Below are 25618 nucleotides of genomic sequence, written 5' to 3'. Positions count from 1 at the left end.
TTTTTAATGTTAAAAGTGGTGTAGGGTGGGTTAGCGATAGCGTAACCCACCCTATATACTACATACATCATAAAATATGATTAAATGGAAAATTAAATGACCTATCCAAATAATACAATTGATTGGCTCAAAAAACTCATCAGCTTTGACACCACAAGCCGATACTCAAACCTTGAGTTAATCCACTATGTCAAAAACTTTTGCCAATCGCTCAACCTATCCCCACGATTAACCTTTAACAACGACCAAACAAAAGCCAATCTTTTTGTAACCGTCCCTGCAACCAACAGCGGACAAGCGATTTTCAATGGCGGATTTGTCTTTTCTGGACATACAGATGTTGTGCCTGTTGATGGGCAAGTGTGGGATAGCGACCCATTTAGTGCCACGATTAAAGACGGCAAATTGTATGGGCGTGGGGCGTGCGATATGAAAGGTTTTATTGCTTGTTGTCTTGCGATTTTGCCAAGTATCGTTAAACAGTCTAATGAAAATAACTTAACAAATCCCATTCATTTTGCCTTGTCATTTGACGAAGAAATCGGCTGTTTAGGTATGCCGTTATTGCTTGACGACTTGCAACAGCAAGGCATAAAACCTGATTATTGTATCGTTGGCGAGCCGACCATGATGAAAATGGTAACGGCTCACAAGGGTATTCAAGTTTATCATTGCCGAGTGCATGGCAAATCCGCCCATTCGTCTTTGACGCCGCAGGGCGTGAATGCGATTAGTTATGCGAGCAAAATTATCAATTTTATTGATGATCTTGCCGAAAAACTGCAACATGAAGAACAAGATTTGGCGTTTGATGTGCCGTTTTCTACCTTGTCGGTGGGGACGATTAACGGCGGAACGGCGACCAATGTTGTGCCGAATTTGTGCGAATTTACTTTTGATTTTCGCAACTTGCCCCACGTTTGCACCGAGAGCGTGATTTTGCCAATTCGCGAGTTTATTCAATCACTTAACCAAAAAATGCAAGCGGTTGATAACGCTTGTTTTGCCGAACTTCACCAAGACTGCAACGTTCCTGCAATGAATGATGACGACAGCATTGTCTTGCAAGTGTTGATTGAAAATTTGGTTGATGAAAAAATGCGTCATAAAGTGGCGTATGCGACCGAAGGTGGACAGTTTACCAATGCGGGCATTCCAACGGTGATTTGTGGTTGTGGCGATATTGCTCAAGCCCATAAAGCCAATGAATTTGTGAGCCTTGAGCAGTTGGAAAAATGTGAGAAGTTTTTGATGGATATTGTTAAAAGTTAATTGTATATATGTTTTTTATTTGTTAAAATAAAAGTATATACAAAAAAAGGAGCGTTTGATGCAAATTGCAACTTCCCAACAAAAAATCAGCAAAGTGTTTAAAAGTGGTAATAGTCAAGCCGTGCGTATTCCTGCGAGTTTTCGCCTTGATACCGACACAGTCAAAATCAGTCAAACGGAAAAAGGCTTATTACTTGAGCCAATACAAGATAAGCCGATTGCAAAAAGTCGTGGCGATTTATTGTTAGAAGTATTATCTGCTTTTCCAGATGATTTTATTGAAGCAGTTGCTGACCGTGATATGTCGCCACCGCAAGAGCGAGAGCCGTTATGATTTATATGCTTGATACCAATATTTTGATTTATATCATGAAAAAAAGGCCTAAAATTGTCGCAAAACGAGCCAATGCGTTAAGTTTGCAACATAAATTGGTAATGTCTTTTGTAACTCATGCTGAACTGTTAAAAGGAATTGGCAATAGCACAAAAAAACAGGCATCAATGGCATTATTGGACGATTTAATGCAAATTGTTGATGTGGTTTATCCAACGGACGGCAAAATTAGCGAGCATTATGCCGAACAATTTTTGCAATTAAAGGCAAAAGGCACACCGATTGGCAATAATGATTTGTGGATTGCGTGTCATGCGTTGGCGGTTGGGGCGGTGTTGGTAACGCATAATGTCAAAGAGTTTGAGCGGATTGTGGGTTTGACGGTGGAAGATTGGGTGAGCGAATGAAAATAAAGATTTCTATGGTATCAACGAAAATCATATCACTATTAACTCTTATGGTACTGAACGTCCGATTGCTGATAATACGACCAAAGAAGGACGAGAAAAAAATCAACGTATATATGCGATAGTTTTTCCCCTAAGTAACGATTAAAATCTCTATTAATTCTAAGGAATGAAAATGCAAATTACATTATTACCCCCATTACCCCAATCCGTCTTTGCCAAACGCAGAGCTAAATTTGCCGAGCAAATGCCCAACAATAGCCTTGCGATTTTAAACACCGCCCCCACCCATATACGCAATAACGATGCCGAATACAAATATCGAGCCGATAGTAGCTTTTTTTATTTAACAGGGTTTGTTGAGCCAGAATCAGTAATGGTATTAGAAAAACTTAACAATACCGTCAAATACACGCTATTTTTACGAAAAAAAGACAAATTACGAGAAATTTGGGACGGCAAACGAGTAGGGCTTGACGATGCAAAAACCGATTTTAACGTTGATGAAAGCCACGCCATTGATGACATTAACGAGATAATGCCAAATCTAATTTTTGGCAAAAAACACGTTTTTGCCCGTTTTAACAACGACTTAATCGGTTGGCTAGAGCAAGCCAAACTCAAACAACGTGGCGAAGGTGTGGTAGAAACCATTACCAACATTGACAGTTTGATTAATGAAATGCGACTGATAAAAGATGAACATGAAATCGCCTTGATGAAAGTGGCAGGCGAGATTAGTGCCTACGGTCATGTGCAAGCAATGAAAACCGTTGCACCAGAGATGAACGAAGGTCGCCTTGAAGCCGAAGTCAATTACGCCTTTGCACAATACGGCTGTGTGCCGTCTTATAACAGTATCGTGGCAGGGGGCGACAACGCCAACATTTTGCACTATGTGGAAAACGACCAACCGCTCAATGACGGTGATTTGGTGTTGATTGACGCAGGGGCGGAGTATCAGCATTACGCAGGCGATATTACTCGCACGTTTCCTGTGAATGGCAAATTTAGCGATGTACAAAAACAAGTGTATAACGTTGTTTTAAAAGCAAATATTGAAGCGATTAACAGCCTAAAAGTAGGCGAACATGGCAAAATTCATCACGAAACGGCTTTAAAAATCTTAACGCAAGGTTTGATTGATTTAGGGATTTTGACAGGCGATGTGGACAAACTGATTGAAGAAAAAGCCTACACGCCTTTTTATATGCACGGTACAGGGCATTGGCTAGGGCTTGATGTGCATGACGCAGGGCGGTATAACGGCGATGATGGCAAGCCAAGAAAACTACAAAAAGGCATGGTGATTACGGTTGAACCTGGCTTGTATTTTGCCAAAGATAATGAACTTGTGCCAGAAAAATATCGTGGTATTGGCATTCGTATTGAAGATGATGTGGTGATTACCGATGGTGAGCCGTTGGTACTGACAGGTGATGTGCCAAAAACGGTTGAAGAGATTGAAGCGTTGATGAAAATTGATTAAAAAATAACCAATTTAATTGATGAAATAAAATTTCATAGATTATAAAAAATATTTTATATAATCTTATAAAAGCATAAATCCATGATTTTTAACAAAAAAAATTAAAAATCGTGGGTTTTTTATTTTTATCCAACAAAATTTAAAAAAAGATAGTTTGACTTTGTTAAGGCTTTCATTACAATTTGGAATACCGAGAAATAAAAAAATACAAAAATTTGCGTTTATTTACATTTCTCAAAAAAATTTAACATATTACAAGGAGTGAAGAATGAGTGCATCACATAAATCTTCTCATTCACAATGGAGCTCAAAAATCGGCTTTTTGATGGCGGCGGTTGGTTCTGCTGTCGGCTTGGGTAGTATTTGGAAGTTCCCTTATATGACGGGCGATAGCGGTGGTTCAGCTTTCGTTATTGTGTTTATTATCAGTATTGCTTTGATTGGTTTTCCTGTGTTGGTTACCGAATGGCTGATTGGTCGTCGTGGTCAAAGCAACCCTGCGGCAAGCTTTCGCAAAGCAGCGATTGCCAATAATACGTCCCCTGCGTGGAGTATTTTGGGCTATTCGGGGATTTTGGCGGCGTTTATGATTTTGTCGTTTTATAGTGTGATTGGCGGTTGGTCGCTGAACTATACGGCAAAAGCTGGCATGAATGCGTTTGCAGGTCTAAATGGCGATGCGACAGGGGCGATATTTACCGATATGTTGGCAAGCCCAATGGAAATGACGATTTGGCATACAATTTTTATGGGCTTAACCGCCTTTATTATCGCCAATGGTGTATCATCAGGTATTGAAAAAGCGTCAAAAATCTTAATGCCTGCATTGGCGATTATTTTGTTATTTATCGTGGGTTACAATGCTGTCAATATGGAGTTTGCCAAAGGCGTCGCGTTTTTATTCAAATTTGACTTGGCTCGTATGCAAGAAGTCGGCGTGGGTAAAGTGTTAATGGCGGCGTTGGGTCATGCGTTTTTCTGTTTATCGCTTGGTATGGCAATTATGGTAAGCTATGGCTCTTATCTTAAAGAAGATGTAGATTTGTTATCAACCGCTCGTACGGTAATTATTTGGGATATTATTTTTTCATTGGCGGCAGGTCTGGCGATTTTCCCAATTTTGTTTAGCAATAATCTTGACCCTGCGGCAGTGCCAGGTTTGGTTTTTGTCACCTTGCCGATTGCGTTTGGACAAATGGGTTTTGGCGTGGTTGTTGGTACATTGTTCTTTTTGCTTTTAACTTTTGCTGCTTTGACTTCGTCAATTTCTATCCTTGAGCCAATCGTGGAGTTTTTGGAAGAAAGAACGCCAATGAGCCGTAAAGTCTGTACTATTGTTGGTGCGTTAGCGACTTGGGCGGTGGGTATTTTGGCGTTGCTATCGTTTAATGAATTAAAAGATTTTGCCGTATTTACCATTGTCAAAGGTGGAAAAGAAATTCCACAAGGTATTTTTGATGCACTTGACTATATTTCTAGTAAAATCATGTTGCCAATTACAGGCTTAGGCACGATTATTTTGATGGGTTGGTTTATGAACCAACAAGCTATCAAAGACGAATTGGGGATGTCAGATACTGCGTGGTCAATCTGGCAAATTATCGTCAAATTTATTGCACCGATAGGCATTGTGGCGGTATTTTTAACTGAGTTGTTGGGATAAAATACTGAGTAATAGCAAATAATTTTTTATCAAAATGTTGTTTAACAAAAAAACTTTTCATCATTATGGTGAAGAGTTTTTTTATTTGTATCAAATTCACAATTTACCATTTACCAAATTCTATATATAAATTATAATGATAGCGATATTTTTTAAATAATTGCTTTCTTGTTTTTAATCCATAAAAGGAAAACACCATGTACGCAGAAGAAACCACCACCAACAACCAAATTATTGACATTGTCGCTCGTGAAATCCTAGACTCTCGTGGCAATCCGACAATTGAAGCTGACGTGATTTTGGCAGACGGCACAATCGGACGAGCATCCGCACCAAGTGGTGCATCAACAGGCTCTCGTGAAGCCCTAGAACTGCGTGATGGCGACAAATCTCGCTATCTGGGTAAAGGTGTCAAAAAAGCCGTTGCCAACGTCAATAGCGAAATCCGCTCTGCCCTAATGGACATGGACGTAACTGCGCAACAAGCGATTGATAACAAATTGATTGAACTTGACGGCACAGAAAACAAAGAAAAACTAGGGGCAAATGCAACCCTAGCCGTATCGCTTGCGGCAGCTCGTGCAGCGGCACAATCAAACAAATTGCCATTACATCAATATATCGCTAACTTGCGTGGGCAAACTTCGTTGTCTATGCCTGTGCCGATGATGAATATTTTAAACGGTGGTGCTCATGCCGATAATACCGTTGATATTCAAGAGTTTATGATTGAGCCGATTAATTTTAGCAGTTTTGGCGAAGCGTTGCGTGCGGGTGCGGAAGTATTCCACAGCTTAAAATCTGTGTTGAAAAAACAAGGTTTAAACACAGCGGTTGGCGATGAAGGCGGTTTTGCTCCAAATTTACGTTCAAACGAAGAAGCGATTACCGTGATTTTGCAAGCGATTGAACAAGCAGGCTACAAAGCAGGTAAAGATATTTATTTGGCATTGGATTGTGCATCATCAGAATTTTACAAAGATGGTCAGTACATTTTGGCAGGGGAAGGCAACAAAGCCTTTACATCTGAAGGGTTTGCCGATTATCTTGCTAATCTTGCCAATCAATATCCGATTATCTCAATTGAAGATGGTCTTGATGAAAGCGATTGGGACGGCTGGGCGTATTTGACCAAAAAATTGGGCGATAAAGTGCAGTTAGTCGGTGATGATTTGTTCGTTACCAACCCAAAAATTTTGCAAGAAGGCATTGATAAACATATCGGTAATGCGATTTTGATTAAATTTAACCAAATTGGTACGTTGTCAGAAACGCTTGATGCGATTTATTTGGCAAAACAAAACGGCTATGCAACTGTGATTAGCCACCGTTCTGGTGAAACGGAAGATAGCACGATTGCGGATTTGGCAGTCGGTACAGCGGCAGGACAAATCAAAACAGGCTCGCTATGCCGTTCTGACCGTGTGGCGAAATACAATCAATTGTTACGCATTGAGCAAATGGTAACGGCAAGTTATCATGGGGCTGATGAGTTTATTGGGTTAAGAAATCCAAAAGCGTAATTTTTGAATAACAAATATCAACAAATTCTTAATATTATATTTAAGAATTTGTTGATAGAGATTTTTGTGTGATAGTAAAAATTGCAGGTATTACTTTTGAATGGAATAATGATGAGAAAGCAAAACTTGTTATTCAAACACATCAAGTAAGTTTTGAAGAATGTTGTAGTGTTATTTTGGACGAAAACTCTATCACTAAAGAAGATAGCATTAGGTTAATTATTGGATTTAAAGCCAATAAACAACAAGTTAGAGAATATCAATTATGATTGACAAAGATTATGAAGATTAGAAAAATTTTGATATGAGCGGTGCAACTCGTGGTATTCACCCATATATCAAACGTTTGCAACAACAAAACCAATCAAAACAATCTCAAATCACCACGCAACCCACTGAAGCGATAGACAATGACGACGTTTGGCAACTTATCAAACAACACTTGCATAATGCCCAAGAAATGGCAAAAATGAACAATATGATTAGGGCTTGAAACCGCCTCTTGAAATCTAACCAAATCTACTTTACAATATCCAAATGAACAGATTAATTAGTATCAACGAAGCATCAAAACAACTAGGTGTGTCTGTCTCAACATTACGCAGATGGGATAAAAGTGGCATGCTTGTTGCCCAAAGAACGCCAAAAGGACACAGACGTTACGATAAGTACTAGAATGACCCTAATACGTGGACACATCATCGCCCTAGACCCAACGAATAAACAAGCAACCTACTTTGCAAAGGCTTGCGGTGTGGCTCGTCTTGCCTATAACTGGGCGTTAGCCGAATGGCAAAACCAATACGAACAAGACAAAAAATACAGTGACGAATGTTTAGCAAATAGCATAGAAATTGATGAAACCAAACTTAACAAACCATCACAAGGCAAATTAAGAAAACAACTAAATAGCATAAAAAGACAACAATTCCCCTTTATGCTAGAAGTAACCAAATGCAGCCCACAACTTGCCATCATGCAACTAGGAGACGCATTCAAACGCTTTTTTAAAGGTGAAAGCAAATACCCACAATTTAGAAAAAAAAGGCGTAAATGACAGATTTAGCTTATCCAACGACCAATTTAAACTTATTGACATCAATAACAAACCTTTTATCAAAGTCCCCAATCTTGGACTTGTTAGAATGCGTGAAAAACTGCGACACACAGGCAAAATCCTATCTGCCAAAATCTTTAAACAAGGCGGTAAATGGTTTGTATCAGTTGCCGTTGAATTACAAAACATCATCAAACCACAACCCAAAACAGACAAACAAGTTGGTATTGATTTAGGCATTACAGACCTTGCCACCTTGTCAAATGGCGAAAAAATCCAAGCACCAAAACCATTAAAAAACAAACTCAAACAACTAAGACGATTGAATAAAAGTTTATCAAAAAAACAAAAAGGCTCAAAAAACCGTGAAAAGGCAAAAACCAAGCTATCACGGCTACACTTTAAAATCAGCAATATCAGAAAAGACTTTTTACACAAGCTAACCACAAGCCTTGTTAAGTCTTATGATGTGATTTGTCTTGAAAACCTAAATGTAAAAGGCATGGTAAAGAATAAAAAACTTAGCCGTGCGATTAATGATTTAGGTTTTTATGAGTTTAAACGACAATTGATTTATAAAGCGAACCAATGGGGCAAAACAGTGAAAGAATTAGATAGATTTTATCCCAGTTCGAAAACTTGCCACAATTGTAATTATAAATTGGATAACTTGCTACTTAGTATGAGAAATTGGCAATGCCCAAATTGCCATATTACGCATGATAGAGATATAAACGCTAGTATCAATATCCTAAATCATGCAACTAAGGTTTTAACAACCTAATATTTTTGGCGGTGAGTTCCACCGTGTCAGCCTATGGAGTTGATGTAAGTCTTAAGTCAAATGACAAGAGCAAACAACGGTGAAGTAGGAAGAAAACGCTAAATTTGCCTATAGGTAGATTTGGATAGGTTTTTCGGAATGGTTTTATTATCATCATAAACGCCATTTCCCCATCAATTTTTCCAAAATCTTAAGCAACGGATTTATTTAGCAAAAATTATCAAAAACATCAATTTTTCTGTTAAAATAACATACGATTTAATGCTATCTAATGGAAAAAATATGTCAAAAAACACCCAAAAAATCAACAAACAAGCAGGTTTTACCTTAATTGAAGTCATGGTCGTGATTGTCATTCTAGCGATTATGGCAGGTTTGGTCGTACCAAAAGTTGTCGGACAAAGCGACAAAGCCCGTGTCAAAACCACCGAAACCGCCCTTGCCACCACATCAAATGCCATTGATATGTTTAAAGTAGACAATGGACGCTACCCAACCACGCAAGAAGGCTTAAACGCACTTTTAACGCCACCGCAAGGGGCAAAAAACTAGCCTGAAGGTGGCTATATCAAAGGCGGTTTTCCAAAAGACGGCTGGGAAAATGACTTGCAATATGTCGCCCCTGGTACGGAAGGGCGTGCTTATGACTTATTTTCACTCGGTGCGGACAATGCCGAAGGTGGCGAAGATAGCAACAAAGATATTTTTGCCAAATTGTAAAAATAATTGATAAACCAAAAGATGAATATGAGTGATATTGAGCCAGTGTATTGTGTGGAATATACCGAAATATTTGAAAAATGATTAAAAAAACTAAAAAACCCACAAATTAAAGCAAAGATATTAAACCGTATTGCCCGCATTGAAAATGATGGTTTTTTTGGTGATGTAGAACCTGTTGGCGAAGCAGTTAGCGAATTACGCATTCACACAGGTGCAGGTTATCGCATTTATTTTTAATACATTATCTCATCACGATTATACAATTCAGCATACAGCAATGGTATAAATCAATGCTGTCATCAATAAAAATACAAAAAGCTGTAAGATTTTGGCAGAAAAAAAGACTAATGCTAAATGATTCACAGATAAATTGAGAACACACAATGTCGTATTTTTCTTTTTTGACAAAAAATGTTAAAAAAACCACGCTTACAGGCTTAATGGTCGCTGTAACACTGGCAACACCTATCAGCCATGCGGTCGGTCTTGGCGATTTGTTTGGCAATCAGTCTAATAAAAATAGTAAAATTTTGCCTGTTAATCAAGCCTTTCAAGTATTTCCAACCCAAAAAGGCAACGAAATTCACATTCGTGTTGAAGTAGCAGACGGCTATTATGCCTATCAACAAAAGTTGAAACTTAATTTACCGCAAGGCGTTACCGCAAGTCCATTCAAATTTAGCAGTGAGCCAAATTTTGTTGATGACCCAGACTTTGGGCGTGTGCCTGTTTTTGAACAAACCTTTACCGTCACCACGACTTTAAGCAGTGATAAGGCGATTAATACGGCGAATGCAACGGTAAAATGGCAGGGTTGTGCCAAAGCAGGGCTATGTTATCCGCCTGAAAAAACGACCTTTACCATTAAAGATTTATCAGCAAATGTTAAAAACAACAGCGAAAAACCAACTGAAAAATTAACCACAAAAACTAGTGAAAAACTAACGGAAAAATCTGAAAAAACCGAACAAATTTCTCAAAAATCAGAAATAATCGCTTCTGCTGTTCAACCCAATAAAAAAGAAAATTTGCCAAATACATCAGCGTCTGCACCGATAGCAAGTTCGGCAAATGTTGCAGGTGTCGCAAGTACAACGGCTACGGATACAGAAATTAGCAGTGTGGTTGCAAGTTCAACCGCTCCGATTGTTTTAGCTAACAACACAGTTAATCAAGAAAATCTAAATAATCAATCAGGTTTTTCTAAGCAATTAACGCCACAAAATCAAGATATTTTTGGGTTACAAGAGCATACAGGCTTGGCGATTGTATTGTTGTTTTTGGCAGGACTTGGCTTGGCGTTTACGCCTTGCGTGTTGCCGATGTTGCCGATTGTCGCCAACATTGTCGCTCGTCAGCATAACCCAACTGCCAAAAAAGGCTTGCTTTTGACAGGTGGCTACGGTCTAGGCGTGGCAACAAGTTATGGCTTAATCGGTGCGTTGATTGCCGTATTTGGTCAGTCGCTTGGCGTGATGAATTGGTTGCAAAACCCTGTGATATTGTTAAGTTTTGCTGGATTGTTTGTGTTATTAGGCTTATATATGCTTGATATGTTGCCAATCCATTTGCCTGCAAAATTAAGCATGAAGTTGCAAGGTTTGACCCAAGTTGGTGAAAATAAACTTGGTAGCGTAACAGGCAGTTTTATCACAGGATTTTTCTCGGCTTTGGTCGTGTCGCCTTGCGTTTCCGCACCGCTTGCAGGGGCGTTGGCAGGCGTGGCAACCGTTGGCAATCCGATTATCGGCTTTTTGGCGTTGTTTGCTTTGGGTTTGGGCTTGTCCACACCGTTGATTTTGCTTGGGGCGACACAGGGTAACTTTATGCCAAAAGCAGGCGAGTGGATGAACTGGGTGAAAACAGGCTTTGCCTTGATGATGTTCGCCGTGGCGTTGCTCATGGTTGAGCGAGTGTTTATCAGCAGTTTTATGCTGGCTTTGTGGGCGGTGTGGTTTGCGGTGGTCGCTGTGTGGGCGTACAGTTGGCAAGGTCGTGGGCAACTGCTCAGTAAGGCGATTGCGGTGATTTTGGCGATGTGGACGGCGATTTTGATGATTGGTGTGGCGTTAGGCAGTCAAGACAGTTGGCAACCGTTAAAAGGTTTAACCGAAAATCCTTCACAAAATATGCAACAAAATCAATCAGTTAATCAAAATATCAAACAACCGATTAAAATCACCAAATTAGCTGAACTTGAGCCATTATTACAACAATATCCGAATGTGTTGGTGGACGTAACGGCGGAATGGTGCATTGAATGTCGGATTATGGAAAAAACTTTGTTTGCCAATCCCCCTGCTAATTTGGCAAAATGGCAAGTGGTTAAATTAGATGTAACCGAGAATACGCCTGATAGTAAAGCAGTTTATGAGCAATTGCAAGTGTTTGGACCACCTGTGTTGCTGTATTTTCAAAATGGCAAATTAGCAGAACGTCAAAATGGCGAAACCAAACGAGCGGATTTTGAATCTGTGTTAAATAAACTTTAAAATTTTGATTGATTATTGAGCAAGGGGCGTATTGAATCTTGGGCGTATGCAATACGCCCCTACAAATTTGTCCGATTTTTGATTTAATTTACTATAAATTTCAAAATAAAAAAATACCAATTTTATTGCAAAATTCTTATTTTTTTGGGGCATTTGTGTTACTATATGCGGTTATTTATGACACATTTTTAAAGGCTTTTTATGGTCGTTTCTGTTTCTCATTTTATTCGTTCGTCATTGGTGCGAGTGCCTTTTTTTGCCTTATCTACCTTGTCAATCATGATGGGGACGGCTCATTCTGCGATGTTAAAAACAGCAACAACAGAACAATCCACTTTAGACAATGTTACCCAACAAGTGTTTGTTTCTGATAACGAAAAACTGTCGCAATGTGCCAAAGTAAGCGAAGATATTGCACGTTTGGCGTGTTATGACAAAGTTTTGGCAGGTGATACATCATTGAACCAAAAAGTGCCACTGGATTTGTCAAAAACGGTAAACGCCAGTATTGAAGAGGGCAAAGTCGCCCCTGTGTTAGTCACTGGTGAGCGTGTAGAAGTAAACAAAGATGTGGTGTTACAATCTATCAAAGCCAATCCAACGCTAACAATCGCCACACCACCACAAGAAACAATTGACAATAAAGAACAAGACAAACAAATTTTGCAAGCAGTTGGCGTGACAAAAGATGATACCAAAAGTTATTCGGCATTAAGTAGATTGTACGATTTGGACCGTAACGACCCAAAAGGCGTGTTTACTTTGCGTCCGCATTACCAAACTTATGTTTTGCCAATTTTTGCCAGTAAAAGTCCAAACGAAACGCCACATTCACCATCACAGCCAGTACCAGACAATTATCCAGATTTGCAACACGTGGATAGCAAGTTTCAAGTGTCAATCAAAACCAAAATGGTAGAAGACTTGTTCCATACCAATGCCGACTTGTGGTTTGGTTATACTCAGCAGTCATATTGGCAAGTGTATAACGAAAGTGAATCTCGTCCGTTTCGTGTGTCTGATTATCAACCAGAGATTTTTGTAACCCAACCTGCCAAGTATGATTTGCCGTTTAATGGTGATTTGCGTATGATTGGGGTGGGTTTGGTGCATGAGTCTAACGGTCAGTCCGACCCATTGTCACGTTCTTGGAATCGTGGTTATCTGATTGGCGGTATGGAGTGGGGCAAACTCACCGTTGTGCCACGTGTGTGGTTTATTTTCCCAAACTTTAAAGAACACGAAGACAACAAAGACATCGGCGATTATATGGGCTATGGCGATGTGCGTTGGCAGTATCCTTTGAGTAACAAAGACACAGTTGGCGGTCTTGTGCGGTTCAATCCGATTGAGGGCAAAGGGGCAATTCAGGTGGATTACACTCGTCCGATTCGTGGCGGTATGAAAGCCTACGTTCAGCTATTTCACGGTTATGGCGAAAATATCCAAAACTACAACCACGAAGATACCAATATCGGTATCGGTTTGATGTTTAACGATTTTTCAGGGCTGTAAACCAAAAGGGGCATAGCTTGTTAATTTTGCCAAAAAGCTGGTGGCAGTTGCCATTTTCTGGGGCATTGTTGTTTCATGCCAAAATGCTCAATCGCTGTCAGCTTTGTGGTATTTATCCTTGTTTAAATTATCAGACTAATTTACAAAACAATCCAAAAATTAATCAATATTGGTTTAATCAATTCAATTTTTTGTGTGAACATTGTCATGACACGATTGCTTGGCAACAGTCCACTTTCCAATTACATTTATCAAATACCCACAGTTTAACAGGTATTGCCAGCAGTTTTTATCATTATCCTTTTGACAAAGTGATGACAAATTTTAAAAATCATCATGATTTGCGTCAGTTGATGTTGCTGGTTCATGCCATTCGTCAGCTTGATGTGCCAGCCGATTGCGATGGTTCTAACAGTGCGATTGTCGTCGTGCCGACCACGACAAAACGCCTGAGAGAAAGGGGTTTTGACCCGTTATATTTGTTAATGTCGTATTTAAGTTTTCATTGGCAAATTCCGATTTTTAACCAAATTGAACGGGAAGAACGCCAACATCAACAAGGCTTAAGCCGTGATGAACGCTTGTCAAATGTGAAAGGGGCGTTTTATTTTAAACAGTTACCAACGGTGAAAAACTTAATTTTGTTTGATGATGTGGTAACAACTGGGGCGACTTTGCAAGCCATAATTGAAAGTTTGCGTGAGCAGGTCAAACAATCAGCACAGATTACGCCAAAATATCGGCTTCATGCTCGTGCGATTTTACACGCTCGTGGTTAATGGTTATAATAGAAATAACACCACAATGTTTAAGGAAAAAATCATGATTATTGAACTAAGCCAACTGCCACAAATGATACAACAGCAAATCCTAACCTACCTAATAAAACTTATTTAACTTAAATATTAAAAAAACCAAAAAAACGGTACATTTTTTGCATACATTTTAAAAGATATTATTTTTTTAAAATTGTAAGGATATTTTATGAAATATTCTAAAAACCAATCGGGCTTCACCTTGATTGAGTTGATGATTACGGTTGCGATTGTTGGCATTATTGCGGCGATAGCAGCACCGTCATTTCAACGACAAATCGCCAATATGAAACTCAAAGACGCCATTGACCTAACCGAAATGGTGTTAAAACAAGCTCGTGTTGATGCAATGGTGTATCAATCGCCTGTTACTGTAGTTGTTCATAATACTCGACGTACCATTACTGCAGCACAAGCTATCAATGGAGGTAGTGGTGCAGGCTGTACAGATACACAAAGCCCCACTATTAGTAACAAGTGCCGTGTAGTCAGTCATACTTATGATGGCAATGTCAATATTAGTTATGAAAAAGGTAATGGTTTAGCTGTTGGTACAAATACCGACAATGCTATTCCTTACGCTTTTGCTTTTTCACCACAAAAAAGCATTGTCAAAAAAGTTAGTCAATTTAATTTTCCCGATACATCAGGTACACAAAAACCGGGATTTGGCTTTTGCTATACAGGTATCAGTGGTGAAAAGAAAGTCGTAACCGTTGATAAAAACACCAACATCAATGTTATAACACAAGGAACTTGCTGATGAAACATCAAAAAGGTATCGGTTTAATAGAAGTGATGGTGTCTTTGTTATTGCTTGCAGTCGCTGTTTTGGGATTTTCGGCAATGCAGTTTAATGCGGTCAAAGCCACCGATGAGAGTATTATTCGTAGCCGTGCGTTAAATGTCATGCGTGGCGGTGCTGAGATGATGCGTGCCAATCCAGATGGCATTAGTACCTTTAGAACGGTATTAAACGGCAGTGCAACAACTGTAGACGGTATTACCAAAGACAGCTGTGTTTCCACTACAGGTACAGAAACAGGAACAGCAAAGGAATGTACAATCGCACAGCTAGCAACACGTGATGCTTTGACATTAAAACAATTTGCTAGTGATAATGATGTACAGATTATCGCAGACACTTGCCCTGGTACAAACGGTAATCAACCTTTAACGTGTCTCATTGCCAGTTGGGGTAAAACAAAACCAGGTGATTGTTTAGATTCGTCAGGTAGTTATAATGTTGGTTCTACTTGCTTTGTGATGGAGGCATATTAATGCAATTTAAAACAAACAATTCACAATCAGGTTTTACCCTAATTGAGCTGATGATTTCATTGGTGCTAGGTATGCTTATCGTTGCGGCGGTCATGCAGGTGTATTTTTCTATGGTAAGCACCCGATTAATTCAAGAAAGCGGTTCACAAGTAACGGACGTTAGCGTATTTGGTATTCAAAAACTAGAAGAACAATTAAGAATTGCTAACTTAGGTAACAGTGTTACTACCATTGACAGCGAAACCCCAATGGGCGGTGTTGTTTTAACGGCTAAAAATTTAGGCGTAACAACCTTGCCAGCAGGTCTTGTAACCAGCAGTACAGGTGATGATACAGGTGCATGGACAGGTACAACAGGTACGACCACAACTACTAACGGTAGCGACCAATTAACCATTCAATACACCAACGTAACAGGCAATAAGATGATTGACTGTGAAGGTGGTGATGTTGCTAATGGTGATAGAGTAGTAGAACGCTATTTTTTACGCCAACCAAGAACCAATCCAACAGGCAATGCAGGGCTTGTATTAGCGTGTGATGCAGGGCGTATGAATTCATCAAATGTTATCACAACGCCTTTTAATGGTGATGGTAATGAGTTGATTTTGAACGTTGAACAATTCAAAATCATGCTAGGCGTACAAAAAACCGATGGTACAATGTCCTACATCACGCCACATCAGTACAAAGAACCAACAAACACCTTGCACAATGCACCGATTGTTGCAGTGAAAGTGGGCATGATTGTGCGTTCTGACAAACCATTGGTCGGTGATGTAACGCCGATTACCGAACTTACCTTAATGGGCGGTGTGAACCGATTTGCCGCCACACCAAAATATGTTCGCAAATCATACGAATCAACCACCATGCTCAGAAACGCACGTTTGATTTCTATCGTTGTGCCATGATAGATAGGATAAAAAAATGAAACAAAACACGATAAATCAACAAAATATCAGCCTATCATCTTATCATCATCAACAAGGTGCGACACTGATTGTTGTGTTGTTGATGCTGATATTGATTATGCTCATTGGGGTGATGGCGATGAGACGTAGCACCACCGATTTGCAACTGGCGACCAGCGACCAAGTTAACACCTTACTGTTACAAGGTGCAGACGGTGCAAATGTTAAGCTAGAACAAATGCTCAACGGTGACCCAACCGCACGCAATTATATAGATGCGACTGCTGACAACGGTATTTTTGGACATTTTTTTAAGGCAGAAGCCGCCCAAGATGAATTGGTCTTTTGTTATAACCCACGTCAAACCCAGTCAATGACTAACGTTGCCACGATTTACCGTGGTGATGCAGGTACATTGAAAACAGGGGGCAACTGCGACCCAGAAAACACCAACAGTTATATCAGTGCCAGAAACACGGTATTGACCCAAGTGGGCTTAAAACTATCCGACACGGCTACCACAGCGACCGAGAGTTTTACCACTGTTGCCGAAGGGCGTGATGTCAATTTGGGTGATGGTATCGCAGCACCGAGCAAATATTTGTTTGACATGCGTTCACTGTCGGTTATCCCATCATATGGCGATACAGGCACTTGTTTTGACAACCGTATGACAGGCTCAGGCACTACTGTTAACAGTTGTTTAGGCAATAGAAATATACCCAAAAAACAACTGTATTCACAAGTCGCGGTGGAATATACGTCAGGCAAAATTAACTGTGTGTCGTATGGCGTTGGTACAGGCGATTATGCAAGCAAGAAATGTGCATTATCAACATCGACAACCAGTAATTAATTTTGATAAAAATATTTATGTATAGGGGCGTATTGAATACGCCCAAATAAAAACCAAAAAATCAAGCGTTTAAAAACAGTTAAAAGAGTATGCATTATGAAAAAAATAGCGATAACAAAGGCAATCAGCAAGCACCGCTTAAATGCGTCTGTCAAGTTGCTTACGCTTGCGGTAACGGCGATGATGGTAACGCCACTGTCGCAAGCCGATGTAGCACATGGTGGCGTGATTCGTCAAGTAGGGGATTTGGAGATTTATCAAGCGGCGACAGCAGGGCAGATTAACCTTACCATGATGTTAGATACATCAGGTTCTATGGGGATTAGCTCGCTTGTTATTCCAAAAACAAACCCTTACGGTAGCCCGGGGGATATTAAGAGCGGTGAATATAGTCAGCGTCTTTGTAAAACTGAAATTCAAGACAATGTACCACAATGGCAATACAGTGCAGTTGATAACCGAGCCAACAGCCCAACACGTGGTAAAACATCTTTCCACAAAAGTATTACCATCAACGGTACAACGGTTGATTATTATCTGCGTGGCTGTGGTAACCCAAGCATTGATGCTGATGGCAACCTAATAGAACCACGAGATGCGGAAGGCGAGTTGACAGGTGGTTTTGACCGTTTATCACGTCTAAAAGATGCCTTGATTACCCTTATCGCATCAGATAAGATTAATGACAATGTCAGCATTGGTCTAGGTACTTTCTCAGCTAAAGCAACAAATAGAGATGGTACAACTAAAGTTTCAAACACCGAAATTCCACTGGTAGACGGACACTCAGGTGTTATGCTTGTGCCTATGGGTAAATTAACACCAGCACATAGACTTCGCCTAATCCAAGCGATTGCCGAGTTTCAATCTATTGACGCAGGGACAGACCAACAAGGCAATGTTAATGTCAACTATCGTCCATCAAATCAAAGCCCAATCATTCCAGAATCGCTAAAAAAAGCGTCCAGTGGTACGCCAACAGCCAATGCCTATGCCGAAGTTGCATCTTATATGATGGGAACAAATACAGGTATATTAACATCAAGACCAGATAGAGTACAGATGTTATACGATGGTGAAACCATCATGCACAAATACGATGGCTCATCATCAGAGGGTACAACGATTTATTGGGTGTGTGTCGGCTTGCTTCGTCCTGCAGAAAATGACATGACAGCAAAAGCATTAGGCTCTACAGATGAGAACGTTTATCAGTGTGATAACCAATATTTTGATGCACAATTTTTGTATCTAAATAATGGAACTTATTATCTCAATGTATCAGCAACAAATACTAATAAAGTCACGCCATTAGGCCAAGGTAAATCGCCTCGGCAATATAATCATTTATATAAACCAGATGGCACAAAACCAACACAAGAAGAAGTCAATCAAATTCTGAATACACCATTAACAACTACAACAGTGGCGACGGACTACAAAGACCCTATCGCTCAGAGATATACATGGGAATTATATAAAAAATTGCCTGTCGGTTGGCGTTTAGGGGGCTGGATGAAAGTGCCTTATCAATCACTAGATATTGAGGCGGTTGCATCTAAAAACTGGGGTAACACCGAAGCAGGAGCAAGCTCTGCGGTTAGTTATCGTACTAGCCCATTCGCTTTAACAGTTGATAGAACAACTTATTCAAATTCAAAAACATGGGGTGCTTGTCCAACAGGTTATGAGCCTATACCGGGTTAGCCTCCATTATGCCGCAGACCGATTTATGAATATAGAAGAGCGACACCAGCCGAAAAATCTGCACGAGCTTGTTTATCACCTGTACTTGGTCAAAGCCCTATGCCGGGAGCATGGAATACAAACATGACTCCGAACAATAATGAAAGATATAACCAAACTAACACTGCTTATCGTACATTCAATGGCGGAGCTATGTGTGTGCAAACATACTATGGTATCCCAAGACCAATTGTAAATTCTGCTACCCCTTATGAAATCCCTGTAGATAATATGAAGGGTGGTTTTATCTATTCATCACCAGATACAAAAAAAGATGGTAACTATATCCGTGGGGCAACGTCTGCAAGCTCCAGTACAGCACAATGCGACTCAAATGGTATCTACTTCTTAACAGACGGTGCACCAAACTCGGTTAAAGATACAATGGCACAAACCATTATTAACCAGTCGCTAAACAATGATAGCCGATACACCATCACAAGCAAACCAACAGGTGGTTTAACATCACCAAGTGTAACATCTATGTTTAGGGGCGAAACAGGCGGTTGGGAATGGATTGGTGAATACGCCAAACGCCTAAACGACAGAACCAAAAACCCAGCAGGTGTCTCTATCCGTACCGCCGTTGCAGGGTTTGGCTCATCATTTGCAGGCTTGACCAAAAACGCCGATGGCACATACGACTGTAACACCGCAACGGCAAGCCAAGATGCCAAAAACGCCTGTAAATGGGGGCAAGCAGGCGAAGGCTATGGCGAGGGCGGATTCTTCTACACCCAAACCGCGGAAGACATCTCAAACAGTATCTTAAGCTATATCGCAAGTTTGAACAACACTATTCCAGCCGCACCATCAGGCACGATTACCATTCCAAAAGACCCATATCGTGCCATTGGTGAGTTGCCGTATGCATTTTTGCCAACCGTTGAATCACAACTATCAGGCGATACCAACACCAAGAACATCTGGCCGGGTAACGTCAAAAAATACGGCATTTTGGACGGTACACTCTATGGACAAGAAAACAAACCATTATTCGGTAAATACGCCAACGATACCACCGCAAGCACAACCGCACGAAACAACAGCCAACAAGCAGGTGATTTGAACCCTGCCGCCAAAGATTTATGGCAACGTGCTAACTACACAACCATCAATGCAAGAGGTGTCCTAGAAACACGTAACGATGCGGTTAAAGCAGGTGGCTTCTTTGAACATCTCAAAAATCCAAGCGTTGTCGGTGTGAATAACGTCAGAAGCATTTGGGTAGAAGACCTAACAGCAGCCGATGCGACAACGACACGCCTAGTCCAACTGTCCGTATCAGCGAACGGTAGACCAGAAAACTTTAACACGCTAAACGATACCACCACTTACAGCCGTGCAAATCAATTTAAACTGCTAAAATACATGGGCTTTAGCCAAGCGAGAACATCTAGCAGTGGTGCAGTGCAGTCATTGAACGAGATTGAAAAAGGCACAACCGCCGTGAGCGATTTGACACTGGTACAACCAACCGAAGAAGTCAAAGTAACAGGGGCAAGTATCCACTCAAAACCTGTTGCCGTATCATACAGTGCGAACCTAGTAGACGGACGTGTCCAAAACGCAGGGCGAGATGACTATGTATTATTTGGCTCTATGGACGGTGCGTTGCACGTGGTAGATGCGGACAGCTACAATACCAACAACGGTGCAACCGAAAACCTTGCCATTATCCCAAGAGTGATGATGCAGACCCAGTCGGAAGCACTCGTGCCGAACTCAAAATATGAAATCAGTTCAGAAAGACCTGCCGCTGTGCCAAAATTTGGTATTGATGGACATTGGCTTGTCAATGCAAAATACACTTATAACTACACAGGTAACAAAGTTGCAGTAGACAACAAAGAAGGTGTCTATGCCTATGGCGGTATGCGACTGGGTGGCAAAGGCTTGCTAGGATTTAACCTAAGTAACCTAGAATCACCAAAACCTGCATTTAACAACAACATATCATTAATCAATGAAAAGACCGAAGGATTTAGACGTATTGGACATATCTGGAGTCAGCCAAGTACCGCACGTATGAAAACATCATCAAGCGATACGACAGGCACAGACGTGTTAATTTTTGGTGGTGGTTATGATTTATGTTACGAAAACGAAAACTTCCAAATCGGTGTCGCCGCTACAGCCGATAACGGTATCAGTGCTACTTGTGCCGCCAAAACCGAAGCAGACGGTAACGCCGTTTATATCATCAATGCCAAAACAGGAGAATTGCTATGGTCAGCGACTTATGACAGCGGTGCAATGGGCAATTTTGACGGTAAAAAATACATGAAACACAGTATCGTAGGCGGTATCACCGCACTTGACCGTAATAATGATGGTTATATTGACAACCTATATTTTGCCGACTTAGGCGGTCAAGTATTCCGTGCCGATTTTAACGGTGGCATTGTAGGAACAAATGCAGGTAGAATTACTCGTATCCTAATGGACGAACAAGGCGACAGAGCCAAAGTCAAAGGGGAAAACTCATCAACGCTAACCGCCAAGACGCCAACATCATTTGTTCGCCGTTTTTATGAGCGTCCAAACGTGAGTTTCTACCGTAACCGTAACAGTGACAACAACAAACTATTTGCGATGGTAAATGTTATCTCTGGCGACAGAAGTTCTCCTTTATCAAAAATCCGTACAACAGAAGCAACAGCAGACCGACTATACGGCATTGTAGATACAGACGTTACCTTGTTGGATTCAGCGTTTTATGCTAGCAACTTTACACCTACTATCAAAGACTTGGTTGTCGGCACAGGTGCGGACAATGACGACTTGTTAAAACTTGGCGATATCACCGCCACCAATACCAAAGCTGTATTAAAAGGTAAATTGACAAGCTACAGACAAAAAGGCTGGTACTATCCATTGACACGTTTTGATGGTTTTGCCAATGTGAACTACTCAAAAGGTGTCGGCAAATCAGAAGTGATTGGTAGCCAACTGTTTAGCACAGTCTATAACCCAGACATGAATTACAGCACAGCAGACGGCTGTAGCGCAAAAATTATTGGTGGTTCAGAACGTCAAATGTATTGCCTACCTTGGGGTATCTGTGATGATGCAATTTCAACCAACGGCACAGGTGGTTACGAACGTGCAGGACAAGGTATCCAAGAACTCAACTTTAGCCCACAAAGTGAAAGCCAATTGACCCAACGTCTCATGATTGGTAACAAGAGCCTAAGTGAAATCAAAAGCACAACATACCGTACAAATTGGGGTGCAGACAGCAAAAAATCTGTATCAACGGATAACCAATTGGGACTAAAACAATCAGGCAATACCGCTATCTCATCGGCAAATGGCGATGGCAGTATGCCACGAGATATCTTTGTTGAACGTTATATCCTAACGCCAAAACGTTGGTACGAAGAAAAATAAAACTAGGTGGATAATATGACAAACCAAACCATAAAACAGCCAAACCACCTATCAGCTCAATCAGGATTTACCCTGATTGAGCTGATGACTGTCGTAATGATTATCGGTGTATTTGCTGCCATCGCTGTGCCATCTTATAGACAATTTATCGTCAGAAATGCCGAAAGCGAAACCCAAGCAAAAATGCAACAAATGGCGATAGAACTACGAAAATGGCGAGCCAGTGCCTTGTCCTACCGCAACTTTCACCCAAGTAGCTGTAGCACAGGCACAAAGACGAACTGCTACGATGCCCACAATACCAACATCTATATCCCACTGGGTAGCACCGCCCAAACGTATCGCTATCGCATTGTACTCACAGACTACACAACGCCTAGCCAATCACTCGTGCCGACAACTGACGCCAATAACCCAACCGCATCAAATGTCGCTATCGGTAGAGATTGGATGATGGTAGCAGAGCCAAATCCTAACAGTAGTAGCATGACAACTGCCAGCGTGATTTATTTTGATAGCCGAGATGTCCGCTGTAAAGCCATCAAAAGCACCTTAACCATTGCACAGGCACAGACGGACAAAAATTGCTCATCGTCATCAAACGCACAAACATGGTAAAAATTTAACAAAAAAAGAGATAACATATGCACAACAAAGGATTTACACTTGTAGAGATGATGATAGTGATTGCGGTTATCGGTGTATTGGCTGCCATCGCCTATCCCAATTACCAAAACTCTATCATCAAAACCAAACGCACCGAAATGATGACCGAAATGCAAAACATCGCCAATAAAATAGAATCAAGAAAATTGGCGGAAGGCAACTATAACAATATCGGCATTGCCAGTCAAAATTTCCCTGCGAATAACCCAAACTACACATATAGCGTCGCCCCTGCGACATCAAAATGGGTCATCACCGCAACGCCCATTGCGACATCAATCGTTGCCAATGATGGCACACTCACACTTGACCACACAGGACAAAAATGCCGTGGTGCAGCGTGTGGTAAAGGTAATGAATGGCAAGATTAAAATAGCCAATAAAAAAACTGCCATAAAAGGCAGTTTTTTTTATGACAAAAATTGTCAGCTAAAAAATACGTTTTGTGTTGGTGAAAATTTTTGTAAACAAATTCGGCGATGATAACAGTAATATGATGACAAAAATTGTCAGTTTTTACCAAAAATTGTCAAAAACATCATATCAAAGCAAAAAAAAATCATAAAAAGCCAAACAAAATTATGATTTTGTGCTAATTTGCACGTTTTTTAGCCAAAAAAATCAATTTTAAAAAAGTTGGCACAACAACTGCAATAATTATATCAACAAGGCAAGGTCAATCTGTTACACAACAATTAACCAAACCATTATTTTTTAACCTTTGGATAGTTTATTTACCTAACTCTTCATCTTAAATAAGTTATCCAATCATTTACTTGACTAAAGGAGTTCATTATGAACGCTCAAAAAGGTTTTACACTTATCGAATTAATGATTGTTATCGCGATTATCGGTATTTTGGCTGCTATCGCTATTCCACAATACCAAAACTACATCGCACGTTCACAAGTTAGCCGTGTAATGGGCGAAACTGGTACTATTAAAACTGCAGTTGATACTTGTATCCAAGCAGGTAAAAAATCAGGTACTACTTCAGATACCACAACTTGTGCACCTGAGGATTTTGGTGCGACAGGTTCAAATATTTTAGGTGCTGCTACTGCTGATGGTGTTGTTGTAAATGCTGGTACTACTACTCAAACTGGTGTAGGTTTACCAAAAGTTCAAGTAAATAGCGATGGTTCAGCGACTATTCAAGGCAAATTTGGTCATAATGCCTCTGCTATCCTAAAATCTGGTACACCAAAAATTGTACAATGGTCACGTGATGCAAATGGTACTTGGACTTGTACAACAGATGTAGATGCAAAATTTGCACCATCAGGGTGTCCAGCTACAACAACAGCGATTACTCCGTTAGCTGCTAGCTAATCGTTAATGAGTTAATTACTCAAAAAGTAAAGGCTTCGGTCTTTACTTTTTTTTTGGTTTGATGGTTAAATATTTTATCATTATCAGATGATGGGCTAAAAATAGGAAAAAAGAATTGTTATGTCTAACAATAAACAAAAATTATTTAGCGAGTTTAAGCTAAAAGATGTAATAACGCTAATGATACTTTTATCTATAACGATTATCAGTATTTATTTTTATGTTAATACTGAAGCAAGAAATCAGGCATGGCAAAAGGCTTATCCTATCCGAGCTAAATTAGCCAACTATCAAACAACTTGTAGCCCTAAATCACCCTCATGGATGCAAGAAGTTATCCATTTTCAAACACTAAATAGTAATGCTCCAGCCAATCAAATCGCCTATATTACGCCACAAGGACAAATCTATCATTGTGAAAATGGTTATGTAGGGGAAATGCCATTTTTTTCAAAACCTATAGACGAACACACCCGTTTTCGCTATGCCAGTGTTACTAAGTTATGGACATCAGATGCTATTTTGGCATTAATCCGTGAAGGTAAGCTAACTTTTGGTACTAAACTTGCTAGTATTATTACAGAGATTAATCAGCCCAAAGATAGCCGAATTAATGATATTACCATTGGTGATTTGTTGTTGCATCGTGGTGGCTTTAACCGTTATAGTGCTACAGGTCATGATATGTTTGGTATAGGACAACCTATTTGTCCTGACCATTTTGAGCGTTTAAATACCATTCGTTTAGATTTTGACCCAAATAGTAAAATGATTTATTCTAATCTCGGCTATTGTCTGTTAGGTGAAGTAGTTAGTAGATTAAACAAACAGCCTTACACGCAAGTGATGGATAATCAGTATAAATTAACACAATATAATATCAAATTTATTGATAATTCAAAATTATCTGATGAAGTTAATTATAATTATGTTGAAACAGGATTGACAGGTATTGGGGATATTTATACTGCATTTGATTATAAAGGGTTGGCTTCAGTTGCGGGATTATCGGGTAATGCGATAAGTTTGGCAAAGCAAGTCAAAAATATGGTGAATAAGCCTATGCCAAATATACTTAGTCTTGATGATAATTTATCGTGTGATATCACTAAACTACGAGATTGCTATGGTTATGCCATGTTTCCCTATCAAGCCCAAGGAAAAAATGTGAAAGTATATTTTCGAGATGGGACTTTATTAGGATTATCATCATTGGTGGCAGTGGATAGCAATGGTGGCGTTGTCGTGCTATTGAGCAATGGTGTTTCTAGCTTGAAGCAAGATGGTTCTGATAGAACTAAAATGCTGATTTATCAGTATTTAATACAGCAGTATAAATAGTATTTTTTAACTCTA

General features: G+C 40.1%; 24 protein-coding genes and 1 pseudogene. All 25 read left to right on the top strand.

Annotated elements, in window-relative coordinates; all coding sequences use genetic code 11:
• The first annotated feature begins 96 nt into the window (after positions 1 to 96).
• The 25 genes and pseudogenes from argE (at position 97) to ACGTJS_RS01305 (ending at position 25603) form a co-directional block, all read left to right on the top strand.
• Complete coding sequence (gene argE / locus ACGTJS_RS01425) at positions 97 to 1272, top strand: acetylornithine deacetylase (RefSeq protein WP_315041183.1); 1176 nt, start codon at positions 97 to 99, stop codon at positions 1270 to 1272.
• A 58-nt stretch (positions 1273 to 1330) separates the two neighbouring features.
• Positions 1331 to 1606 carry an antitoxin gene (locus ACGTJS_RS01420; RefSeq protein WP_410472597.1) on the top strand — a complete coding sequence of 92 codons (276 nt, stop codon included), beginning with the start codon at positions 1331 to 1333 and terminating at the stop codon, positions 1604 to 1606.
• Positions 1603 to 2013: a type II toxin-antitoxin system VapC family toxin gene (locus ACGTJS_RS01415; RefSeq protein WP_315041177.1), complete on the top strand. Its 411-nt coding sequence runs from the start codon at positions 1603 to 1605 to the stop codon at positions 2011 to 2013. The genes ACGTJS_RS01420 and ACGTJS_RS01415 overlap by 4 nt, the downstream gene beginning before the upstream one ends.
• Before the next feature lie 175 nt (positions 2014 to 2188).
• The gene (locus tag ACGTJS_RS01410; RefSeq protein ID WP_315041175.1) at positions 2189 to 3502 is read left to right on the top strand and encodes an aminopeptidase P N-terminal domain-containing protein; all 1314 of its coding nucleotides are present in this window, start codon (positions 2189 to 2191) and stop codon (positions 3500 to 3502) included.
• Between the two features lie 268 nt (positions 3503 to 3770).
• Positions 3771 to 5165: a sodium-dependent transporter gene (locus ACGTJS_RS01405; RefSeq protein ID WP_410472596.1), complete on the top strand. Its 1395-nt coding sequence runs from the start codon at positions 3771 to 3773 to the stop codon at positions 5163 to 5165.
• A gap of 197 nt (positions 5166 to 5362) precedes the next feature.
• Complete coding sequence (eno, locus tag ACGTJS_RS01400; RefSeq protein WP_410472595.1) at positions 5363 to 6688, top strand: phosphopyruvate hydratase; 1326 nt, start codon at positions 5363 to 5365, stop codon at positions 6686 to 6688.
• Between the two features lie 68 nt (positions 6689 to 6756).
• The gene (locus tag ACGTJS_RS01395) at positions 6757 to 6957 is read left to right on the top strand and encodes a hypothetical protein (RefSeq protein WP_315041168.1); all 201 of its coding nucleotides are present in this window, start codon (positions 6757 to 6759) and stop codon (positions 6955 to 6957) included.
• A 35-nt stretch (positions 6958 to 6992) separates the two neighbouring features.
• The gene (locus ACGTJS_RS01390) at positions 6993 to 7181 is read left to right on the top strand and encodes a hypothetical protein (protein ID WP_410472594.1); all 189 of its coding nucleotides are present in this window, start codon (positions 6993 to 6995) and stop codon (positions 7179 to 7181) included.
• A gap of 44 nt (positions 7182 to 7225) precedes the next feature.
• A complete protein-coding gene (locus tag ACGTJS_RS01385) occupies positions 7226 to 7363 on the top strand; it encodes a MerR family transcriptional regulator (protein WP_410472593.1) in 138 nt (45 codons plus the stop codon).
• A gap of 1 nt (position 7364) precedes the next feature.
• Entirely contained in the window at positions 7365 to 7745 is a 381-nt protein-coding gene (locus ACGTJS_RS01380; RefSeq protein WP_410472592.1) for a helix-turn-helix domain-containing protein, read from the top strand.
• On the top strand, positions 7702 to 8529 hold the full coding sequence (locus ACGTJS_RS01375; RefSeq protein ID WP_410472591.1) for an RNA-guided endonuclease InsQ/TnpB family protein: 828 nt from the start codon (positions 7702 to 7704) through the stop codon (positions 8527 to 8529). The genes ACGTJS_RS01380 and ACGTJS_RS01375 overlap by 44 nt, the downstream gene beginning before the upstream one ends.
• A 261-nt stretch (positions 8530 to 8790) precedes the next feature.
• Positions 8791 to 9249, top strand: a pseudogene (gspG, locus tag ACGTJS_RS01370) (type II secretion system major pseudopilin GspG).
• Between the two features lie 386 nt (positions 9250 to 9635).
• The gene (locus ACGTJS_RS01365; protein WP_315042374.1) at positions 9636 to 11744 is read left to right on the top strand and encodes a protein-disulfide reductase DsbD domain-containing protein; all 2109 of its coding nucleotides are present in this window, start codon (positions 9636 to 9638) and stop codon (positions 11742 to 11744) included.
• Positions 11745 to 11945: 201 nt separating this feature from the next.
• Positions 11946 to 13259 carry a phospholipase A gene (locus tag ACGTJS_RS01360; RefSeq protein ID WP_410472590.1) on the top strand — a complete coding sequence of 438 codons (1314 nt, stop codon included), beginning with the start codon at positions 11946 to 11948 and terminating at the stop codon, positions 13257 to 13259.
• 17 nt (positions 13260 to 13276) lie between these two features.
• A complete protein-coding gene (locus tag ACGTJS_RS01355) occupies positions 13277 to 14038 on the top strand; it encodes a ComF family protein (protein WP_410472589.1) in 762 nt (253 codons plus the stop codon).
• Positions 14039 to 14243: 205 nt separating this feature from the next.
• Positions 14244 to 14837 (top strand): Tfp pilus assembly protein FimT/FimU, encoded by a 594-nt coding sequence (locus ACGTJS_RS01350; RefSeq protein ID WP_315042377.1) that lies wholly within the window; start codon positions 14244 to 14246, stop codon positions 14835 to 14837.
• Positions 14837 to 15355: a type IV pilus modification protein PilV gene (pilV, locus tag ACGTJS_RS01345; protein WP_410472588.1), complete on the top strand. Its 519-nt coding sequence runs from the start codon at positions 14837 to 14839 to the stop codon at positions 15353 to 15355. The genes ACGTJS_RS01350 and pilV overlap by 1 nt, the downstream gene beginning before the upstream one ends.
• The gene (locus tag ACGTJS_RS01340) at positions 15355 to 16269 is read left to right on the top strand and encodes a PilW family protein (RefSeq protein WP_410472587.1); all 915 of its coding nucleotides are present in this window, start codon (positions 15355 to 15357) and stop codon (positions 16267 to 16269) included. The genes pilV and ACGTJS_RS01340 overlap by 1 nt, the downstream gene beginning before the upstream one ends.
• 16 nt (positions 16270 to 16285) lie before the next feature.
• Positions 16286 to 17125: a PilX N-terminal domain-containing pilus assembly protein gene (locus ACGTJS_RS01335; protein WP_410472586.1), complete on the top strand. Its 840-nt coding sequence runs from the start codon at positions 16286 to 16288 to the stop codon at positions 17123 to 17125.
• A gap of 96 nt (positions 17126 to 17221) precedes the next feature.
• Positions 17222 to 18832, top strand: coding sequence for a hypothetical protein (locus tag ACGTJS_RS01330; protein ID WP_410472585.1), 1611 nt, complete (start codon positions 17222 to 17224; stop codon positions 18830 to 18832).
• A 123-nt stretch (positions 18833 to 18955) separates the two neighbouring features.
• Positions 18956 to 22264 (top strand): pilus assembly protein PilY, encoded by a 3309-nt coding sequence (locus tag ACGTJS_RS01325; RefSeq protein ID WP_410472584.1) that lies wholly within the window; start codon positions 18956 to 18958, stop codon positions 22262 to 22264.
• Between the two features lie 15 nt (positions 22265 to 22279).
• The gene (locus ACGTJS_RS01320) at positions 22280 to 22882 is read left to right on the top strand and encodes a type IV pilin protein (protein WP_410472583.1); all 603 of its coding nucleotides are present in this window, start codon (positions 22280 to 22282) and stop codon (positions 22880 to 22882) included.
• Positions 22883 to 22908: 26 nt separating this feature from the next.
• The gene (locus ACGTJS_RS01315; protein ID WP_410472582.1) at positions 22909 to 23301 is read left to right on the top strand and encodes a type IV pilin protein; all 393 of its coding nucleotides are present in this window, start codon (positions 22909 to 22911) and stop codon (positions 23299 to 23301) included.
• Positions 23302 to 23725: 424 nt separating this feature from the next.
• A complete protein-coding gene (locus ACGTJS_RS01310; RefSeq protein ID WP_410472581.1) occupies positions 23726 to 24262 on the top strand; it encodes a pilin in 537 nt (178 codons plus the stop codon).
• Between the two features lie 120 nt (positions 24263 to 24382).
• Entirely contained in the window at positions 24383 to 25603 is a 1221-nt protein-coding gene (locus tag ACGTJS_RS01305; RefSeq protein ID WP_410472580.1) for a serine hydrolase domain-containing protein, read from the top strand.
• Positions 25604 to 25618 lie beyond the last annotated feature (15 nt).

The organism is Faucicola mancuniensis (genome assembly GCF_046523945.1).
GTDB lineage: Bacteria > Pseudomonadota > Gammaproteobacteria > Pseudomonadales > Moraxellaceae > Faucicola > Faucicola mancuniensis.
This window is presented reverse-complemented; position numbering and strand designations above follow the sequence as displayed.

Excerpts from the sequence above, each read along its gene's own strand:
- argE (WP_315041183.1), top strand. The coding sequence starts at position 97 with ATGACCTATCCAAATAATACAATTGATTGGCTCAAAAAACTCATCAGC.
- ACGTJS_RS01420 (WP_410472597.1), top strand. The coding sequence starts at position 1,331 with ATGCAAATTGCAACTTCCCAACAAAAAATCAGCAAAGTGTTTAAAAGT.
- ACGTJS_RS01415 (WP_315041177.1), top strand. The coding sequence starts at position 1,603 with ATGATTTATATGCTTGATACCAATATTTTGATTTATATCATGAAAAAA.
- ACGTJS_RS01410 (WP_315041175.1), top strand. The coding sequence starts at position 2,189 with ATGCAAATTACATTATTACCCCCATTACCCCAATCCGTCTTTGCCAAA.
- ACGTJS_RS01405 (WP_410472596.1), top strand. The coding sequence starts at position 3,771 with ATGAGTGCATCACATAAATCTTCTCATTCACAATGGAGCTCAAAAATC.
- eno (WP_410472595.1), top strand. The coding sequence starts at position 5,363 with ATGTACGCAGAAGAAACCACCACCAACAACCAAATTATTGACATTGTC.
- ACGTJS_RS01390 (WP_410472594.1), top strand. The coding sequence starts at position 6,993 with ATGAGCGGTGCAACTCGTGGTATTCACCCATATATCAAACGTTTGCAA.
- ACGTJS_RS01385 (WP_410472593.1), top strand. The coding sequence starts at position 7,226 with ATGAACAGATTAATTAGTATCAACGAAGCATCAAAACAACTAGGTGTG.
- ACGTJS_RS01380 (WP_410472592.1), top strand. The coding sequence starts at position 7,365 with ATGACCCTAATACGTGGACACATCATCGCCCTAGACCCAACGAATAAA.
- ACGTJS_RS01365 (WP_315042374.1), top strand. The coding sequence starts at position 9,636 with ATGTCGTATTTTTCTTTTTTGACAAAAAATGTTAAAAAAACCACGCTT.
- ACGTJS_RS01360 (WP_410472590.1), top strand. The coding sequence starts at position 11,946 with ATGGTCGTTTCTGTTTCTCATTTTATTCGTTCGTCATTGGTGCGAGTG.
- ACGTJS_RS01350 (WP_315042377.1), top strand. The coding sequence starts at position 14,244 with ATGAAATATTCTAAAAACCAATCGGGCTTCACCTTGATTGAGTTGATG.
- pilV (WP_410472588.1), top strand. The coding sequence starts at position 14,837 with ATGAAACATCAAAAAGGTATCGGTTTAATAGAAGTGATGGTGTCTTTG.
- ACGTJS_RS01340 (WP_410472587.1), top strand. The coding sequence starts at position 15,355 with ATGCAATTTAAAACAAACAATTCACAATCAGGTTTTACCCTAATTGAG.
- ACGTJS_RS01335 (WP_410472586.1), top strand. The coding sequence starts at position 16,286 with ATGAAACAAAACACGATAAATCAACAAAATATCAGCCTATCATCTTAT.
- ACGTJS_RS01330 (WP_410472585.1), top strand. The coding sequence starts at position 17,222 with ATGAAAAAAATAGCGATAACAAAGGCAATCAGCAAGCACCGCTTAAAT.
- ACGTJS_RS01325 (WP_410472584.1), top strand. The coding sequence starts at position 18,956 with ATGACTCCGAACAATAATGAAAGATATAACCAAACTAACACTGCTTAT.
- ACGTJS_RS01320 (WP_410472583.1), top strand. The coding sequence starts at position 22,280 with ATGACAAACCAAACCATAAAACAGCCAAACCACCTATCAGCTCAATCA.
- ACGTJS_RS01315 (WP_410472582.1), top strand. The coding sequence starts at position 22,909 with ATGCACAACAAAGGATTTACACTTGTAGAGATGATGATAGTGATTGCG.
- ACGTJS_RS01310 (WP_410472581.1), top strand. The coding sequence starts at position 23,726 with ATGAACGCTCAAAAAGGTTTTACACTTATCGAATTAATGATTGTTATC.
- ACGTJS_RS01305 (WP_410472580.1), top strand. The coding sequence starts at position 24,383 with ATGTCTAACAATAAACAAAAATTATTTAGCGAGTTTAAGCTAAAAGAT.